Genomic DNA, 16,564 nt, shown 5'->3' on the forward strand with positions numbered 1-16,564 from the left:
TCACCTGGCATCAAATTTATGAGGAAAAAATGAAATTACTTATTCTGGGCAACCACACTTGCGGCAATCGTGGCGACAGCGCCATCTTGCGCGGCTTACTTGATGCCATCAACATCCTCAATCCACATGCCGAAGTGGACGTGATGAGCCGCTATCCGGTCAGTTCTTCCTGGCTGCTCAACCGCCCGGTAATGGGCGATCCGCTGTTCCTGCAAATGAAACAACACAACAGCGCGGCGGGCGTTGTCGGGCGCGTTAAAAAAGTCCTCCGTCGCCGCTACCAACATCAGGTATTGCTCTCACGCGTCACCGACACTGGCAAGCTGCGTAATATCGCCATCGCCCAGGGATTCACTGACTTCGTGCGCCTGCTGTCAGGTTACGACGCCATTATTCAGGTCGGCGGGTCGTTTTTTGTCGATCTCTACGGCGTGCCGCAGTTTGAACACGCGCTTTGCACATTTATGGCGAAAAAGCCGCTGTTTATGATTGGTCACAGCGTCGGCCCCTTCCAGGATGAGCAATTTAACCAACTGGCGAACTACGTTTTTGGTCACTGCGACGCGCTGATCCTGCGCGAATCGGTCAGCCTTGATCTGATGAAACGCAGCAATATCACTACCGCAAAAGTGGAACATGGCGTCGATACCGCGTGGCTGGTCGATCACCACACCGAAGATTTCACCGCCAGCTATGCCGTTCAACACTGGCTGGACGTTGCCGCACAACAGAAAACGGTAGCAATTACCCTGCGCGAACTGGCACCGTTCGACAAACGTCTCGGCACCACTCAGCAAGCGTATGAAAAAGCCTTTGCCGGGGTGGTCAATCGCATTCTCGACGAAGGCTATCAGGTGATTGCGCTCTCCACTTGTACGGGCATCGACAGCTATAACAAAGACGACCGCATGGTGGCGCTCAACCTGCGCCAGCACATCAGCGATCCTGCCCGTTACCACGTAGTGATGGATGAACTTAACGATCTGGAAATGGGCAAAATTCTCGGAGCCTGTGCACTCACTGTCGGTACACGCCTGCACTCCGCCATTATCTCAATGAATTTTGCCACTCCGGCGATTGCCATCAACTATGAACATAAATCCGCCGGGATCATGCAACAACTGGGGCTACCGGAGATGGCAATTGATATCCGTCATTTACTGGACGGCAGCTTGCAAGCGATGGTTGCGGATACCTTAGGCCAGCTTCCGGCACTGAACACGCGACTTAACGAAGCCGTCAGTCGCGAACGTCAGACGGGAATGCAGATGGTGAAATCTGTGCTTGAACGCATCGGGGAGGCGAAATGAAGGTCGGCTTCTTTTTACTGAAATTTCCGCTGTCGTCGGAAACCTTCGTCCTCAATCAAATTACCGCGTTTATTGATATGGGCTTTGAGGTGGAGATTGTCGCGCTGCAAAAAGGCGACACCCAGAACACCCACGCGGCATGGACGAAATACAACCTTGCCGCCAGAACCCGCTGGTTACAGGACGAACCTACGGGCAAAGTGGCGAAGCTGCGCCACCGCGTCAGCCAGACGTTACGTGGCATTCATCGTAAAAATACCTGGCAGGCGCTCAACCTCAAACGCTATGGTGCCGAGTCGCGGAACCTGATTTTGTCTGCCATTTGCGGCCAGGTCGCAACACCGTTTCGCGCCGATGTGTTCATCGCTCATTTTGGCCCGGCGGGGGTAACCGCAGCAAAACTACGGGAACTGGGTGTCATTCGCGGCAAAATTGCCACCATCTTCCACGGTATTGATATCTCCAGTCGGGAAGTGCTCAACCACTACACTCCCGAATATCAGCAACTGTTCCGCCGTGGCGACCTGATGCTACCGATAAGTGATTTGTGGGCCGGAAGGCTGCAAAAAATGGGCTGCCCGAGGGAAAAAATCGCCGTATCGCGCATGGGCGTGGACATGACGCGCTTTAGCCCGCGTCCGGTGAAAGCGCCCGCAACGCCGCTGGAAATCATTTCCGTCGCACGCTTAACCGAAAAAAAAGGCCTGCATGTGGCGATCGAAGCCTGCCGTCAGTTGAAAGAGCAGGGCGTGGCATTTCGCTATCGCATCCTCGGCATTGGCCCGTGGGAACGACGCCTGCGCACCCTCATCGAACAATATCAACTGGAAGATGTGGTGGAGATGCCGGGCTTTAAACCGAGCCATGAAGTGAAAGCGATGCTCGACGACGCGGATGTCTTCCTGTTGCCATCGGTTACAGGTGCGGATGGTGATATGGAAGGCATTCCGGTGGCGCTAATGGAAGCGATGGCGGTCGGCATTCCGGTGGTTTCTACTCTGCATAGCGGAATACCGGAACTGGTGGAGGCTGACAAATCCGGCTGGCTGGTGCCTGAGAACGATGCACGTGCACTGGCGCAACGACTGGCGGCGTTTAGCCAACTGGACACCGACGAACTGGCTCCGGTTATCAAACGTGCGCGCGAAAAAGTCGAACACGATTTTAACCAGCAGGTGATTAATCGAGAACTCGCCAGCTTGCTGCAGGCTTTATAGAGGAGAACGCATGCCATTTAAAAAACTCTCCCGACGCACCTTCCTGACGGCAAGCTCGGCGCTTGCCTTCCTCCATACCCCTTTCGCTCGTGCACTTCCAGCCCGAACAAGCGTTAACATTAACGATTACAATCCACACGACTGGATCGCCTCATTTAAACAAGCCTTCAGCGAAGGGCAAACGGTCGTCGTGCCTGCTGGATTCGTTTGTGACAATATCAACACCGGCATCTTCATTCCTCCTGGCAAAACGCTACACATTCTTGGAAGCCTGCGCGGCAACGGCAGAGGGCGATTTGTCTTACAGGACGGCAGCCAGGTGACAGGGGAGGAGGGCGGCAGTATGCATAACATCACCCTGGATGTGCGTGGTTCTGACTGCACCATCAAAGGGCTGGCGATGAGCGGCTTTGGTCCGGTAACGCAGATTTATATCGGCGGCAAAAACAAACGGGTCATGCGCAACCTGACCATCGATAACCTGAACGTTAGCCACGCTAATTACGCCATCTTACGTCAGGGATTTCATAACCAGATTATCGGTGCCAACATCACCAATTGTAAGTTCAGCGACTTACAGGGCGACGCCATTGAATGGAACGTGGCAATTAACGACAGTGATATTTTGATCTCCGACCACATCATCGAGCGCATCAACTGTACTAACGGCAAAATCAACTGGGGCATCGGCATAGGCCTTGCGGGAAGTACCTACGATAATAATTATCCGGAAAACCAGGCAGTGAAAAACTTTGTCGTGGCGAATATCATGGGATCGGATTGTCGGCAGTTGATACATGTTGAAAATGGTAAACATTTTGTTATTCGTAATATCAAAGCCCGCAATATCACGCCGGATTTCAGTAAGAAAGCAGGCATTGATAACGCGACAGTTGCTATTTACGGTTGTGACAATTTCGTGATTGATAATATTGAAATGATTAATAGTGCCGGGATGTTAATCGGCTATGGGGTAATTAAAGGCAAATATCTCTCGATACCGCAAAATTTCCGAGTGAATAATATTCAACTGGATAACACCCATCTTGCTTATAAATTGCGCGGCATCCAAATCTCCGCCGGGAATGCTGTCTCCTTTGTGGCGCTGACTAACATTGAGATGAAGCGTGCCTCGTTGGAGTTACACAACAAACCGCAACATCTTTTTATGCGTAATATCAAGGTGATGCAGAAATCCTCTGTTGGACCAGCATTGAGCATGAACTTTGACATGCGCAAAGACGTTCGCGGCGTGTTTATGGCGAAAAAAGAAACACTGCTGTCTCTTGCAAATGTTCATGCGGTGAATGAAAAAGGACAAAGCTCCGTCGATATCGACAGGATTAATCACCATATTGTTAATGTGGAAAAGATTAACTTTAGATTGCCGGAACGGAGGGAGTAGATTTGCGACCATTCCTGGAAAAATGGAGCCATACTTAGGAACAATGCTACTGCAATCCACAACGAAGCGGCGTAACATCACAAGTAATTCAGTAATCAATACAGGGTAATTGATGCTGGCGAAAAAAATCGAACAAGCTATAATTCAGCAACCATTTTACAGGTGGATGAAATAATGACGAATTTAAAAGCAGTTATTCCTGTAGCGGGTCTTGGGATGCATATGTTGCCTGCCACTAAGGCGATTCCCAAAGAGATGCTACCGATCGTCGACAAGCCAATGATTCAGTACATTGTTGACGAGATTGTGGCTGCAGGGATCAAAGAAATCCTCCTGGTGACTCACGCGTCCAAGAACGCAGTCGAAAACCACTTCGACACCTCTTATGAATTAGAATCTCTCCTTGAGCAGCGCGTGAAGCGTCAACTACTGGCGGAAGTGCAATCTATCTGCCCGCCGGGCGTGACTATTATGAACGTGCGTCAGGGCGAACCTTTAGGTTTAGGTCACTCCATTTTGTGTGCACGCCCCGCCATTGGTGACAACCCATTTGTCGTGGTGCTGCCGGACGTTGTTATCGATGATGCCAGCGCCGACCCGCTGCGTTACAACCTTGCCGCTATGATTGCGCGCTTCAACGAAACAGGACGCAGCCAGGTGCTGGCAAAACGTATGCCGGGTGACCTCTCTGAATACTCCGTCATCCAGACCAAAGAACCACTGGATCGCGAAGGTAAAGTCAGCCGCATTGTTGAATTTATCGAAAAACCGGATCAGCCACAAACACTGGACTCAGACATCATGGCCGTTGGTCGCTATGTGCTTTCTGCCGATATTTGGCCGGAACTTGAACGCACTCAGCCAGGTGCATGGGGACGTATTCAGCTGACTGATGCCATTGCTGAACTGGCGAAAAAACAGTCCGTTGATGCCATGCTGATGACTGGAGACAGCTACGACTGCGGTAAAAAAATGGGTTATATGCAGGCATTTGTGAAGTATGGACTACGCAACCTGAAAGAAGGGGCGAATTTCCGTAAAGGTATTGAGAAGCTGTTAAGCGAATAATGAAAATCTGACCGGATGTAACGGTTGATAAGAAAATTATAACGGCAGTGAAGATTCGTGGCGAAAGTAATTTGCTGCGAATATTCCTGCCGTTGTTTTATATAAACAATCAGAATAACAACGAGTTAGCAATAGGATTTTAGTCAAAGTTTTCCAGGATTTTCCTTGTTTCCAGAGCGGATTGGTAAGACAATTAGCGTTTGAATTTTTCGGGTTAAGCGCGAGTGGGTAACGCTCGTCACATCGTAGACATGCATGCAGTGCTCTGGTAGCTGTAAAGCCAGGGGCGGTAGCGTGATGTCAAATAATAAGCCCAAACTTAATAATTATAGGCGAGCAGTATAATGTCAATTTATGACAACACTAAATGGGTAGCATTATCCCAGTTTTTGAAAATATTTATGCAAGTGGTAAGTTTGACTGTCCTTACCAGATTAGTCTCTCCTCATGAATATGGATTGATGGCTATGGCCACGATTATAATAAACTTCATTACAATACTGCGTGATTTAGGAACTTCTGCTGCATTAATTCAGAAAAAAATTTTAAGTCAAATTACAAAATCAAGCGTATTTTGGTTGAATGTATTTCTTGGTACGACTCTTTTTTTTCTAATTATATTAATGTCAAATCAAATAGCAGTATTTTTCAATGAACCTGAACTAAAGAATGTATTAATAATACTCTCATTTATGTTTCCAGTCGTTTGCACAGGTTCAAGTCATCAGGCGTTACTTGAAAGAGAAAGTAAATTTCGATTAATAGCACTCATCGAAATATGTAGTTCGTTTATCGGATTATTTTTTGCTATCCTTTGTGCATACAAAGGATGGGGGGTCTATAGCTTAGTATTACAGGTGATGGTATCTTCGATTTTTTCCACATGTTTATTATGGATATTTCATGAATGGCGCCCATCATTATACGTCGATATTAAAGAGTTGAAAAATATATTTAAGTTCAGTGTCAATTTGACTCTATTTAATTTAATAACTTTTTTTTCAAGAAATATTGACAGTGCGTTAATTGGGAAGTTTTTTAATTCAAATGTATTGGGTGCATATAGTTTAGCATATAGAATAATGTTATTTCCATTGCAAAATGTAACGTTAGTTGCAACACGTGCCATTTACCCGGTGTTAAGTAAAAATCAAGACAATCCAAATATTCTTAATGATATTTTCATTAAGACACTATTGGTTATTTCCTCTTTAACCCTTCCAATTGTTTGCGGAATTGTGCTTTTAAGTGAAGAGTTTATTTATCATTTGTTTGGTAATAAATGGAATCTTGCTGCTATTATATTAACTTGGTTGGCACCATCAGGTTTAATTCAATCTTTAAGCAATAGTGTAGGGTGTTTTTTTGCAGCTAAAGGAAGAACGGATATTATAATGAAGTTAAGTGTTTTGTCATCTGTCATAATAGTAGTTTTCATTATGATAGGTATTCAATATAATATAATAGCGATTACTCAATTTTATTTGTCTGCAAATATTATAAATGGATTATGTGTGCTATATTTAACATTAAAATTGTTAAATTGCTCAGTAATTAAATTGATTAAATCATTAACCCCACCAATATTATGTTCTGTTATTTTAATCATGGTGTTAACAAGTATAAATTATTTATATCATGGAGATACCAGTTTAATTTTATTTCTTTTTAAAATTTTATTAGGTGGTGGTGCATATTTAATTTCATATAGATTTCTATTTGGGAATATTTTAATAGATATTCTGCCAAAGAAACTTCATGGGTTATTTGTTCTTCGTTCAATTAATTGAGAGTAATAAAATGTCATCAAAAAAAATATTGGTTGTGTTTGGTACACGGCCTGAAGCAATTAAAATGGCTCCTTTAGTACATGCTTTAAAAAAGGCCGAGGAATTTACAGTGAGGGTTTGTGTTACCGCACAACATAGAGATATGTTGGATCAAGTTATTAACCTATTTGATATTATTCCTGATTATGATCTAAATACAATGAAGGAACGACAAACTCTAAGTGATATAACTTCGACTATATTGAAAGGAATGGAAAAAATACTTGATGAGTATCAACCTGACTTGGTTTTTGTTCATGGCGATACTTCAACAACTTTTGCTGCATCTTTAGCATGTTTTTATAAAAAAATTAAAATTGGTCATATAGAAGCTGGTCTGCGCACGGGAGATATTTATTCACCATGGCCTGAGGAAGCAAATAGAAAACTTACGGCAGTTCTATCTAATTATCATTTCTCTCCAACTGAGGAAGCCAAAAGAAATCTTATCAATGAGAATTATCCTGAGAAAGATATTTATGTTACCGGTAATACCGTTATTGACGCTTTATTTTATATTCAAAATAAAATATTAACTTCCAATGATATTAAATCCCTATTACAAAAAGAGTTTTCATATATTGACAATAATTGTAAACTTATTTTGGTAACTGCGCATAGGCGCGAAAATTTTGGGAATGGTTTTGTTAATATATGTCAGGCATTGCGTGAACTAGCTTTGACAAATAATAATATTCAAATTGTTTTTCCTGTCCATAAAAATCCAAATGTTAGAGAGGTTGTGTCTACTCATCTTAGTAATATCAATAATATCTTTCTTATAGAACCACTTCAATATTTACCATTTATATATATGATGTCAAAATCTTACCTAATACTGACAGATTCTGGCGGTATCCAAGAGGAAGCACCATCACTTGGCAAACCTGTTTTGGTCATGAGGGATACAACTGAAAGACCAGAGGCAGTAAAAGCGGGTACCGTTAAAATTGTAGGTACTAATAAGAATATTATTATGAAATCAGTGCAAGAATTGCTTAACAATAAAGGTTTGTACGAAATGATGAGCCAATCATTAAATCCCTATGGTGATGGAAAAGCAGTAGATAAAATTATACACATTCTCAAGGGGTTAAATAATGAATAAAAATAAATATGATTATATCATAATTTATGATCGAATCTATAGTTATGATGGGGAAAAGGTGACTATCGGTGGAATACAAACATACTTGGTAGAGTTAGCTCTCCTTATTCAAGAGATGGGGAAATCAGTCTTAGTTTTACAAAGAGGATATAAACAATTCGAACGACAGTATAGGAATGTTTGTTTTCTTGCTGAAAATAAAAAAGTGGATAAATTAGTCAGTTTTAGAGAATTAGCAAGTAAAGCTGTTGAACTTATAAAATCTGATGGTGTTGTTATTTGGGGGAATGATCAAACTTCAGTTAAGATAAGAGAAATAAAGACAATATCTATTCAGCATGGAATTACATTTGATATAGAAGGAATAGAAAATAGGCTCAAGAGAAATCTCATTGGGACGCCATTTTATTCATTATATCGTTTTGCTCAACGTTTTAACGCAATAAGGAAATTTGAGCGTTCTGATTATCATGTATGTGTGGACTATAATTTTATAAACTGGTATCGAACATATAAAAATAATAAAGCATTAAAGCAAACAAAAGTAATACCTAATTTTTCAAATACATATGAAGTTATACCAATAAAAGACGACAATCGTATTTCGATTGTATTTGCACGACGCTTTGTCGAAAGACGCGGAGTTCATCTTTTCTGTCAAGCAATTAAATGTATTAACTCAGAATATGACAATGTCGATTTTTATATTGCTGGAGAGGGGCCTTATAAAAAGAAAATGGAGCTTGATTTAAAAGGACTTGATAATGTTTATTTTTGTTCTTTTAGACCAGAAGATTCTCTGTTTTTTCATGCAGATAAAACAATAGCTGTTGTATGTTCAATTGGTTCAGAAGGCACATCTCTTTCTTTGCTTGAAGCGATGGCAGCAGGATGTGCAGTTATATCTACAAATGTTGGAGGATTAACAAATATCGTTATTGACAATCATAACGGGTTATTGTGCGAACCTAACACAGATTCTATTTGCAATGCAATGCGCATGTTAATAAATGATGAGGATAAGAGAAAACGTTTGGCTATAAATGCTTTTTATACGATCAAGGATTCATTTAACATCTTAAAATGGAAAGATGAATGGAAAAGTATGTTATTGAATATCGAGGGTAAACAATGAATATAGTTTATGTTATACCACTTGAGATGAATGTATATTCAGGGGTATTGCAAAAGGTCAGACAACAAATTCATGAATGGGAAAATCAAGGCAATTTTGTAAAGTGCTATTATATATCTAATTCATCTTTGAATAAAAAGATTCATTTATATGAGAATGAATATATAATTAGTTATAATGTGTTGGCGAAATTTAAAATGGGTCGAACATTGACTCGTGCTCTTGCTATTAGGCATTTAAGACGAAAATTAAATAAAAATGAAATCGATGTTTTGTATTATCGCTATGTTTTTTGGTTTCCTGGAATATGTGGTTTTTTAAAGAAGTATAATTCTATAATAGAAATGAATTCTCATGATATAAATGAGTTTGAAGCAAAATCTTGGTTATTAAAGCTTTTATATAAGCCCATAAGAAGGATGATTCTTAGTTCATCAAATGCTGCAATAAGCGTAAGCGAAGATATTCAATGTTCTCTCTGTAATTACATTAAGAATAATTATGTAATACCAAATGGATTTGAATTTAATAAAATGGAAACTAATCGAGTTCAAAAAAATAGAAATAAAAGAATAGTATTTGTCTCTACTCCAGGACAATATTGGCAGGGGATTGATATCATGATTTCAATCATGAAGAAGCTGAATGATTACAAGTTGGATATTGTCGGTTGGACTTATGATGATTATCAAAGATATTATTCAGATTTTGTACCGGGAGATAATGTTTTTTTTCATGGATACATGCAAAGAGATGAGTTAGAAATGATTCTTAAATCTTCAGGTTATGCCTTTAATGCCCTCGCAATGTATCGTAAAGGAATGAATTATAATTCTGCGTTAAAAACAGCAGAGTATTTAAACCAAAATCTACCAATTATAAGTGGATATATTGAAACTGGTCTAAAAACGGATGCTATTTTAACAATTAATACTCAAAATGAAGTTGATTCATACATACATAAAATAGAGAGTTTTTTAAACGACTGGAGTGATAAGGATATTAGTTTATCTAATATTAGATCGCAAATAGGTATAGAATGTACTGAGTCTGCCAGAATAGAAGTGTTTAAAAAGAGCTTAGATAAACATGGTAAATAGCATTAACTTTATAATTATAAATGTATTTGCAATTATGATCCTGACACCATTCGTAAATGAAGGGGTGATAGCAAGATACGAAGTTCCTCTAAATTTTATATATCCTGTTTTTTTGTTTTTTTGCATAATACGATTATTTCTAATTAAAACTCAATTTCGCTATAAAATAATTCTTGTGTGGTTGATCTTATCAGCGTTACTTTTATCAACCATAATAATAAGTCTATATCTAAGTCCAGTCCATAATGAAGTTATTAATATCCAAATTCTCTCAATTATTTGCGGTTTAATATGTTCAATACCTTTATTGGATTCCGGCCTTGTAAATGAAATAAACGATAAACTTTATAAATATTTAATGATTTATTGTTTTATTGGATTGATTATCTGTCTAGGTAGCATTGAATTAGTAGAGAAAGGTTTTCAAACAGCTACAAGAAGCATTTATTTTTCAAGCCCTATTAGTATCTCCATTGTTGCGGGACTTGGCATCATTGCTTTAGCCCATGTTAGTAAAAAAAATATTCTCAATCTGCCAGCAATAGTACTACTATTTTTTGTTATGTATATAATGTCCTCCCGTGGTCCGTTAATTGCATTACTTTTATGTTGTTTATTATATATGCTCAAAAATGCAAATGTTATAACTAAGATTTTAAGCACTTCTTTATTAGTTATTATGGTTCCATTAATCTTGAATATTAGGAGCACTGTTGGTGAAAGTAATTTAGAAAGAGAGTTGATTCTTAGGACAGCAACAAAGTTAATAATTGATACACCTCTGGTAGGTTATCTTGGTCGATTTAATACAGAAACAGGCATGATATTTTCACATAATCTAATAGTTGACTTTCTTATAGATTTAGGTATGCTCCAAACTGTCTGGTTCATTGTAATTATAACGATGATTTTCATATTGTATTTTAAGAAAAAAAATGCCAGCCATTTGTCCATAATGTATGTATATATATATATATTGTTTTGTTTGTTTTTTTCACTCCCTGCAATTGAAATGCTAAAAATATATATCCCATTGTCTATAGCATCACTTACATTGCTCTCTACTCCGTTAAACAATAACACTAATTTGGGGTTGCATTGATATGTCGTTGAATAAACAGAAAACTAAAATAGTCCACGTTCAGTTAATGCCTTTACTTAGTGGCGTGCAACGGGTTTCTTTACAAGAAATTGAACGCTTGCCGAAAAATGAATATGAAATATCCGTTATATGCAAAGAGCCAGGTCCTTTAGTCGATGGTCTTAGAGAAGATATCAATAAATTCTATATACCTTCTTTATGTAGAGAGATTTCCCTAATAAATGATTTGAGATCCTTGTATTTACTTTATAAAAATTTTAAACGTGAGAAATATGATATTGTGCATACCCACTCATCTAAGACAGGTGTTTTAGGGCGAGTTGCAGCTAAACTTGCAGGGGTTCCATGCATTATACATACAGTACACGGTTTCGCATTTGAAAGTGCGAAACGTTCTTATGTTAGGCTTTTATATCGTATTTTAGAACGTATTGGAGCGAAATGTTCTACCAAAATTATTTGTTTACATGAGGATGATAAAAAAATCTGTCAAACAATATTAAAAATATCATCAGATAAAATAGAGGTTATACCAAATGGTGTTGATGTGGAAAAATACACTCCCTGTGAGTCAAAAGCTCAATGCAAAAAAAATATTTTAGGAGTGGATGACGAATCAATTGTTTATACCATGGTTGGGCGATTGTGGCCCCAAAAAAACCCTATGTATTTTGCTGAGGTTGCCAAGTATATAATATCAAACAACCTACTTCCTAATGCTATTTTTGTCATTGTTGGTGATGGTGAGTTGGCGACAGAATTAAAAAAATATATTACTAGAGATACTGCCAAGAAAATATTGCTCCTTGGTTGGCGAGATGACATCCACGACATCCTTAAGGCTAGTGATGTGTTTGTATTGCCATCTCGTTGGGAAGGTATGCCATTAGCTATTCTTGAAGCGCAATCTACAGGTTTACCCTGTATTGTATCTAATATCAATGGTAATAAAACTTTAGTGACACATGGTGTAGATGGTTACCTTATTGAGCTTAATGATATTAATACATTTATCACAGCAGTATTAGATATTAATAAGGATGGACAATATGATAAAATGTCAAAAGAATGTCGAAAAAAAGTTTTGAAGCATTATGACATTAATCTTAGAATAAAAAGAATAGAAAAAATATATAGAGATCATGTTTGTTGATAATTTATCAAGGGATTTGATTTCTCATCCAGATAAACATGATTTGAAATTAGTTATAATGATCTAGATTAATCATGTCCACCCCCTGACAGGAGTAAACAATGTCAAAGCAACAGATCGGCGTCGTCGGTATGGCAGTGATGGGGCGCAACCTTGCGCTCAACATCGAAAGCCGTGGTTATACCGTCTCTATTTTCAACCGTTCCCGTGAAAAGACGGAAGAAGTAATTGCTGAAAATCCAGGCAAGAAACTGGTTCCTTACTATACGGTGAAAGAGTTTGTTGAATCTCTGGAAACGCCTCGTCGCATCCTGTTAATGGTGAAAGCAGGTGCAGGCACGGATGCTGCTATTGATTCCCTCAAACCATATCTCGATAAAGGCGACATCATCATTGATGGTGGTAATACCTTCTTCCAGGACACCATTCGTCGTAACCGTGAGCTTTCTGCCGAAGGCTTTAATTTTATCGGTACCGGTGTTTCCGGCGGTGAAGAAGGTGCGCTGAAAGGTCCTTCCATTATGCCTGGTGGGCAGAAAGAAGCCTATGAACTGGTTGCACCGATCCTGACCAAAATCGCCGCAGTAGCTGAAGACGGTGAGCCATGCGTTACCTATATTGGTGCCGATGGTGCAGGTCACTATGTGAAGATGGTTCACAACGGTATTGAATACGGCGATATGCAGCTGATTGCTGAAGCCTATTCTCTGCTTAAAGGTGGCCTGAACCTCACCAACGAAGAACTGGCGCAGACGTTTACCGAGTGGAATAACGGTGAACTAAGCAGCTACCTGATCGACATCACCAAAGATATCTTCACCAAAAAAGATGAAGACGGTAACTACCTGGTTGATGTGATTCTGGATGAAGCAGCAAACAAAGGTACTGGCAAATGGACCAGCCAGAGTGCGCTGGATCTCGGTGAACCACTGTCGCTTATTACCGAGTCTGTGTTTGCACGTTATATCTCGTCTCTGAAAGATCAGCGCGTTGCCGCATCTAAAGTTCTCTCTGGCCCGCAAGCGCAGCCAGCTGGCGACAAGGCTGAGTTCATCGAAAAAGTTCGTCGTGCTCTGTATCTGGGCAAAATCGTTTCTTACGCCCAGGGCTTCTCTCAGCTGCGTGCTGCGTCTGAAGAGTACAACTGGGATCTGAACTACGGCGAAATCGCGAAGATTTTCCGTGCTGGCTGCATCATCCGTGCGCAGTTCCTGCAGAAAATCACCGATGCATATGCCGAAAATCCGCAGATCGCTAACCTGCTGCTGGCTCCGTACTTTAAACAAATTGCCGATGATTACCAGCAGGCGCTGCGCGATGTCGTTGCTTATGCAGTACAGAACGGTATCCCGGTTCCGACCTTCGCCGCTGCGGTTGCCTATTATGACAGCTACCGTGCCGCTGTTCTGCCTGCGAACCTGATCCAGGCACAGCGTGACTACTTCGGTGCGCATACTTATAAGCGCATTGATAAAGAAGGTGTGTTCCATACTGAATGGCTGGATTAATCTGATTTAAATCAATTAATCAATGCAAGGCCCGGAGAAACCCTCCGGGCTTTTTTATTATACAAAGCGGCAGGTTATGGCCTTTTTTTATAATTTATGGTTAAAAAAGCGATATAATACAGAGTCGCACAGCAGGATCGCTGCCTTGACAGTTCATCCGCATCGGCGTTAAAAATCCCGCAGTAGATGAAGATGTGGTGGTGGATTAATGACCACTCTAAATGTTTAACCGGAAGAAGTCAGAGCTAATGAAAATAACAATTTCAGGAACAGGTTATGTTGGTCTTTCAAATGGTATTCTGATTGCGCAAAACCACGAAGTGGTTGCACTGGATATCGTTCAGGCCAAAGTGGACATGCTTAACAAGAAGCAGTCACCGATTGTTGATAAGGAGATTGAAGAGTATCTGGAGACTAAAGATCTCAATTTCCGCGCTACGACAGATAAGTTTGACGCGTATAAAAATGCCGATTACGTTATTATTGCCACGCCTACCGATTATGACCCGAAAACAAATTATTTTAATACCTCAAGCGTGGAAGCGGTCATTCGCGATGTGACAGAAATTAATCCTAATGCTGTCATGGTGATTAAATCTACAATTCCGGTAGGTTTCACCAAATCAATTAAAGAACGTCTGGGTATCGATAACCTTATTTTCTCTCCGGAATTCCTCCGCGAAGGTAAAGCTCTTTACGATAACCTTCATCCGTCACGTATTGTAATCGGTGAGCGTTCAGAACGCGCAGAACGTTTTGCTGCGTTATTACAGGAAGGCGCGATTAAGCAAAATATCCCTACACTATTTACCGACTCCACTGAAGCAGAAGCGATTAAACTTTTCGCTAATACCTATCTGGCGATGCGCGTAGCATACTTTAATGAACTGGATAGCTATGCAGAAAGTTTAGGTCTGAATACTCGCCAGATTATCGAAGGCGTTTGTCTCGACCCACGCATTGGCAACCATTACAACAATCCGTCGTTTGGTTATGGTGGTTATTGTCTGCCGAAAGATACCAAGCAGTTACTGGCGAACTACCAGTCTGTGCCGAATAACCTGATTTCGGCAATTGTCGATGCAAACCGCACGCGTAAAGATTTTATTGCCGATGCCATTTTGTCACGCAAGCCGCAAGTGGTGGGTATTTATCGTCTGATTATGAAGAGCGGTTCAGATAACTTCCGCGCGTCTTCCATTCAGGGGATTATGAAACGTATCAAGGCGAAAGGCGTTGAAGTAATCATCTACGAGCCAGTGATGAAAGAAGACTCATTCTTCAACTCTCGCCTGGAACGTGATCTCGCCACCTTCAAACAACAAGCTGACGTCATTATTTCCAACCGTATGGCAGAAGAGCTTAGGGATGTGGCAGATAAGGTATACACCCGCGATCTCTTTGGCAGCGACTAACATCCTGTTATCAGGGCGATTTTCGCCCTGATTCTCTTATGTTCCCTTTGTAATAATTCATTATTTTTATCATTTATCCTATAGCATTCATGGCGATTATCGCTAAACTATGGCGACTTAAAATTATTTCGTCCGTTAGGGTAATGATGAGAGTAGAAAATAATAATGTTTCTGGGCAAAACCATGACCCGGAACAGATTGATTTGATTGATTTACTGGTGCAGTTGTGGCGCGGCAAGATGACAATTATCATCTCTGTCATTGTTGCTATTGCCCTGGCTATAGGGTATCTGGCCGTTGCCAAAGAAAAGTGGACTTCCACAGCTATCGTTACTCAACCTGATGTGGGGCAAATCGCTGGTTATACCAACGCGATGAATGTGATCTACGGATCGGCTGTACCGAAAGTCTCCGACATTCAGGCTTCACTTATCGGACGTTACAGCACTGCATTCTCAGCATTAGCGGAAACGCTGGATAACCAGGAAGAAGCAGAAAAGCTGACCATTGAGCCTACCGTCAAAAATCAGTCATTACCTTTAGCCGTTTCTTATGTTGGTGAAACAGCTGAAGGTGCGCAGAAGCAGCTGGCGAAGTATATCCAGCAAGTTGACGACCAGGTAAACGAAGAACTGGAAAAAGACCTGAAAGACAACATCGCGCTGCGTATGAAAAACTTGCAGGATTCGCTGAAGACCCAGGAAGTGGTTGCGCAGGAGCAGAAAGATCTGCGTATCCGTCAGATTCAGGAAGCGTTGCAGTATGCGAATCAGGCGCAGGTGACAAAGCCACAGGTTCAGCAGACTGAAGATGTGACGCAAGATACGTTGTTCCTTTTGGGGAGCGAAGCGCTGGAGTCGATGATTAAGCATGAGGCGACTCGTCCGTTGGTGTTCTCATCAAACTACTATCAGACACGTCAAAACCTGCTGGATATTGAAAACTTAAAGGTTGATGATCTTGATATTCATGCTTACCGTTATGTGATGAAACCGACGTTACCTATTCGTCGCGATAGCCCGAAAAAGGCAATTACCTTGATTCTGGCGGTGCTGCTGGGCGGCATGGTTGGCGCGGGGATTGTGTTGGGGCGTAACGCTCTGCGTAATTACAACGCGAAGTAATCTTTTCGGTTTTAAAGAAAAAGGGCAGGGTGGTGACACCTTGCCCGTTTTTTTTGCCGGATGCGATGTTGTTGTCGCATCCGCTTACCC

At 40.9% G+C, this 16,564-nt stretch carries 13 protein-coding genes; all 13 read left to right on the top strand.

The window, feature by feature from the left end:
- The first annotated feature begins 29 nt into the window (after positions 1-29).
- The 13 genes from wcaK to wzzB all read left to right on the top strand — a co-directional run bounded on the left by wcaK (position 30) and on the right by wzzB (position 16,474).
- The gene (gene wcaK, locus BGE37_RS04515; protein ID WP_072662069.1) at positions 30-1,310 is read left to right on the top strand and encodes a colanic acid biosynthesis pyruvyl transferase WcaK; all 1,281 of its coding nucleotides are present in this window, start codon (positions 30-32) and stop codon (positions 1,308-1,310) included.
- Entirely contained in the window at positions 1,307-2,527 is a 1,221-nt protein-coding gene (wcaL, locus tag BGE37_RS04520) for a colanic acid biosynthesis glycosyltransferase WcaL (protein WP_072662070.1), read from the top strand. The genes wcaK and wcaL overlap by 4 nt, the downstream gene beginning before the upstream one ends.
- Before the next feature lie 10 nt (positions 2,528-2,537).
- Positions 2,538-3,932, top strand: a complete 1,395-nt coding sequence (gene wcaM, locus BGE37_RS04525) for a colanic acid biosynthesis protein WcaM (protein WP_072662071.1) — start codon at positions 2,538-2,540, stop codon at positions 3,930-3,932.
- A 174-nt stretch (positions 3,933-4,106) separates the two neighbouring features.
- Positions 4,107-5,000, top strand: coding sequence for a UTP--glucose-1-phosphate uridylyltransferase GalF (gene galF / locus BGE37_RS04530; RefSeq protein ID WP_000183063.1), 894 nt, complete (start codon positions 4,107-4,109; stop codon positions 4,998-5,000).
- Positions 5,001-5,344: 344 nt separating this feature from the next.
- Positions 5,345-6,790, top strand: coding sequence for an MOP flippase family protein (locus tag BGE37_RS04540; RefSeq protein WP_072662072.1), 1,446 nt, complete (start codon positions 5,345-5,347; stop codon positions 6,788-6,790).
- 10 nt (positions 6,791-6,800) lie between these two features.
- Positions 6,801-7,937 (top strand): non-hydrolyzing UDP-N-acetylglucosamine 2-epimerase, encoded by a 1,137-nt coding sequence (gene wecB / locus BGE37_RS04545; RefSeq protein WP_060659491.1) that lies wholly within the window; start codon positions 6,801-6,803, stop codon positions 7,935-7,937.
- Complete coding sequence (locus tag BGE37_RS04550) at positions 7,930-9,072, top strand: glycosyltransferase family 4 protein (protein WP_060659475.1); 1,143 nt, start codon at positions 7,930-7,932, stop codon at positions 9,070-9,072. Before wecB ends, BGE37_RS04550 begins: the two co-directional genes overlap by 8 nt.
- Positions 9,069-10,172, top strand: a complete 1,104-nt coding sequence (locus tag BGE37_RS04555) for a hypothetical protein (protein ID WP_060659476.1) — start codon at positions 9,069-9,071, stop codon at positions 10,170-10,172. The genes BGE37_RS04550 and BGE37_RS04555 overlap by 4 nt, the downstream gene beginning before the upstream one ends.
- Positions 10,162-11,274, top strand: coding sequence for a hypothetical protein (locus BGE37_RS04560; protein WP_072662073.1), 1,113 nt, complete (start codon positions 10,162-10,164; stop codon positions 11,272-11,274). The genes BGE37_RS04555 and BGE37_RS04560 overlap by 11 nt, the downstream gene beginning before the upstream one ends.
- Before the next feature lies 1 nt (position 11,275).
- The gene (locus BGE37_RS04565; protein WP_096972536.1) at positions 11,276-12,427 is read left to right on the top strand and encodes a glycosyltransferase family 4 protein; all 1,152 of its coding nucleotides are present in this window, start codon (positions 11,276-11,278) and stop codon (positions 12,425-12,427) included.
- A gap of 101 nt (positions 12,428-12,528) precedes the next feature.
- Positions 12,529-13,935 (top strand): NADP-dependent phosphogluconate dehydrogenase, encoded by a 1,407-nt coding sequence (gene gndA / locus BGE37_RS04570; protein WP_000043483.1) that lies wholly within the window; start codon positions 12,529-12,531, stop codon positions 13,933-13,935.
- A gap of 248 nt (positions 13,936-14,183) precedes the next feature.
- On the top strand, positions 14,184-15,350 hold the full coding sequence (gene ugd, locus BGE37_RS04575; protein ID WP_072662075.1) for a UDP-glucose 6-dehydrogenase: 1,167 nt from the start codon (positions 14,184-14,186) through the stop codon (positions 15,348-15,350).
- 146 nt (positions 15,351-15,496) lie between these two features.
- Positions 15,497-16,474, top strand: coding sequence for an LPS O-antigen chain length determinant protein WzzB (gene wzzB / locus BGE37_RS04580; protein WP_096967299.1), 978 nt, complete (start codon positions 15,497-15,499; stop codon positions 16,472-16,474).
- The last annotated feature ends 90 nt before the right edge of the window (positions 16,475-16,564 follow it).

This window comes from Escherichia sp. MOD1-EC6300 (assembly GCF_002965045.1).
Classification (GTDB): Bacteria; Pseudomonadota; Gammaproteobacteria; order Enterobacterales; family Enterobacteriaceae; genus Escherichia; species Escherichia coli_F.

Bases quoted from the DNA above. Each gene is read 5' to 3' on its own strand.
- wcaL (WP_072662070.1), top strand. From the start codon at position 1,307: ATGAAGGTCGGCTTCTTTTTACTGAAATTTCCGCTGTCGTCGGAAACC.
- wecB (WP_060659491.1), top strand. From the start codon at position 6,801: ATGTCATCAAAAAAAATATTGGTTGTGTTTGGTACACGGCCTGAAGCA.
- BGE37_RS04555 (WP_060659476.1), top strand. From the start codon at position 9,069: ATGAATATAGTTTATGTTATACCACTTGAGATGAATGTATATTCAGGG.
- BGE37_RS04560 (WP_072662073.1), top strand. From the start codon at position 10,162: ATGGTAAATAGCATTAACTTTATAATTATAAATGTATTTGCAATTATG.
- BGE37_RS04540 (WP_072662072.1), top strand. From the start codon at position 5,345: ATGTCAATTTATGACAACACTAAATGGGTAGCATTATCCCAGTTTTTG.
- gndA (WP_000043483.1), top strand. From the start codon at position 12,529: ATGTCAAAGCAACAGATCGGCGTCGTCGGTATGGCAGTGATGGGGCGC.
- BGE37_RS04565 (WP_096972536.1), top strand. From the start codon at position 11,276: ATGTCGTTGAATAAACAGAAAACTAAAATAGTCCACGTTCAGTTAATG.
- galF (WP_000183063.1), top strand. From the start codon at position 4,107: ATGACGAATTTAAAAGCAGTTATTCCTGTAGCGGGTCTTGGGATGCAT.
- wcaK (WP_072662069.1), top strand. From the start codon at position 30: ATGAAATTACTTATTCTGGGCAACCACACTTGCGGCAATCGTGGCGAC.
- ugd (WP_072662075.1), top strand. From the start codon at position 14,184: ATGAAAATAACAATTTCAGGAACAGGTTATGTTGGTCTTTCAAATGGT.
- BGE37_RS04550 (WP_060659475.1), top strand. From the start codon at position 7,930: ATGAATAAAAATAAATATGATTATATCATAATTTATGATCGAATCTAT.
- wcaM (WP_072662071.1), top strand. From the start codon at position 2,538: ATGCCATTTAAAAAACTCTCCCGACGCACCTTCCTGACGGCAAGCTCG.
- wzzB (WP_096967299.1), top strand. From the start codon at position 15,497: ATGAGAGTAGAAAATAATAATGTTTCTGGGCAAAACCATGACCCGGAA.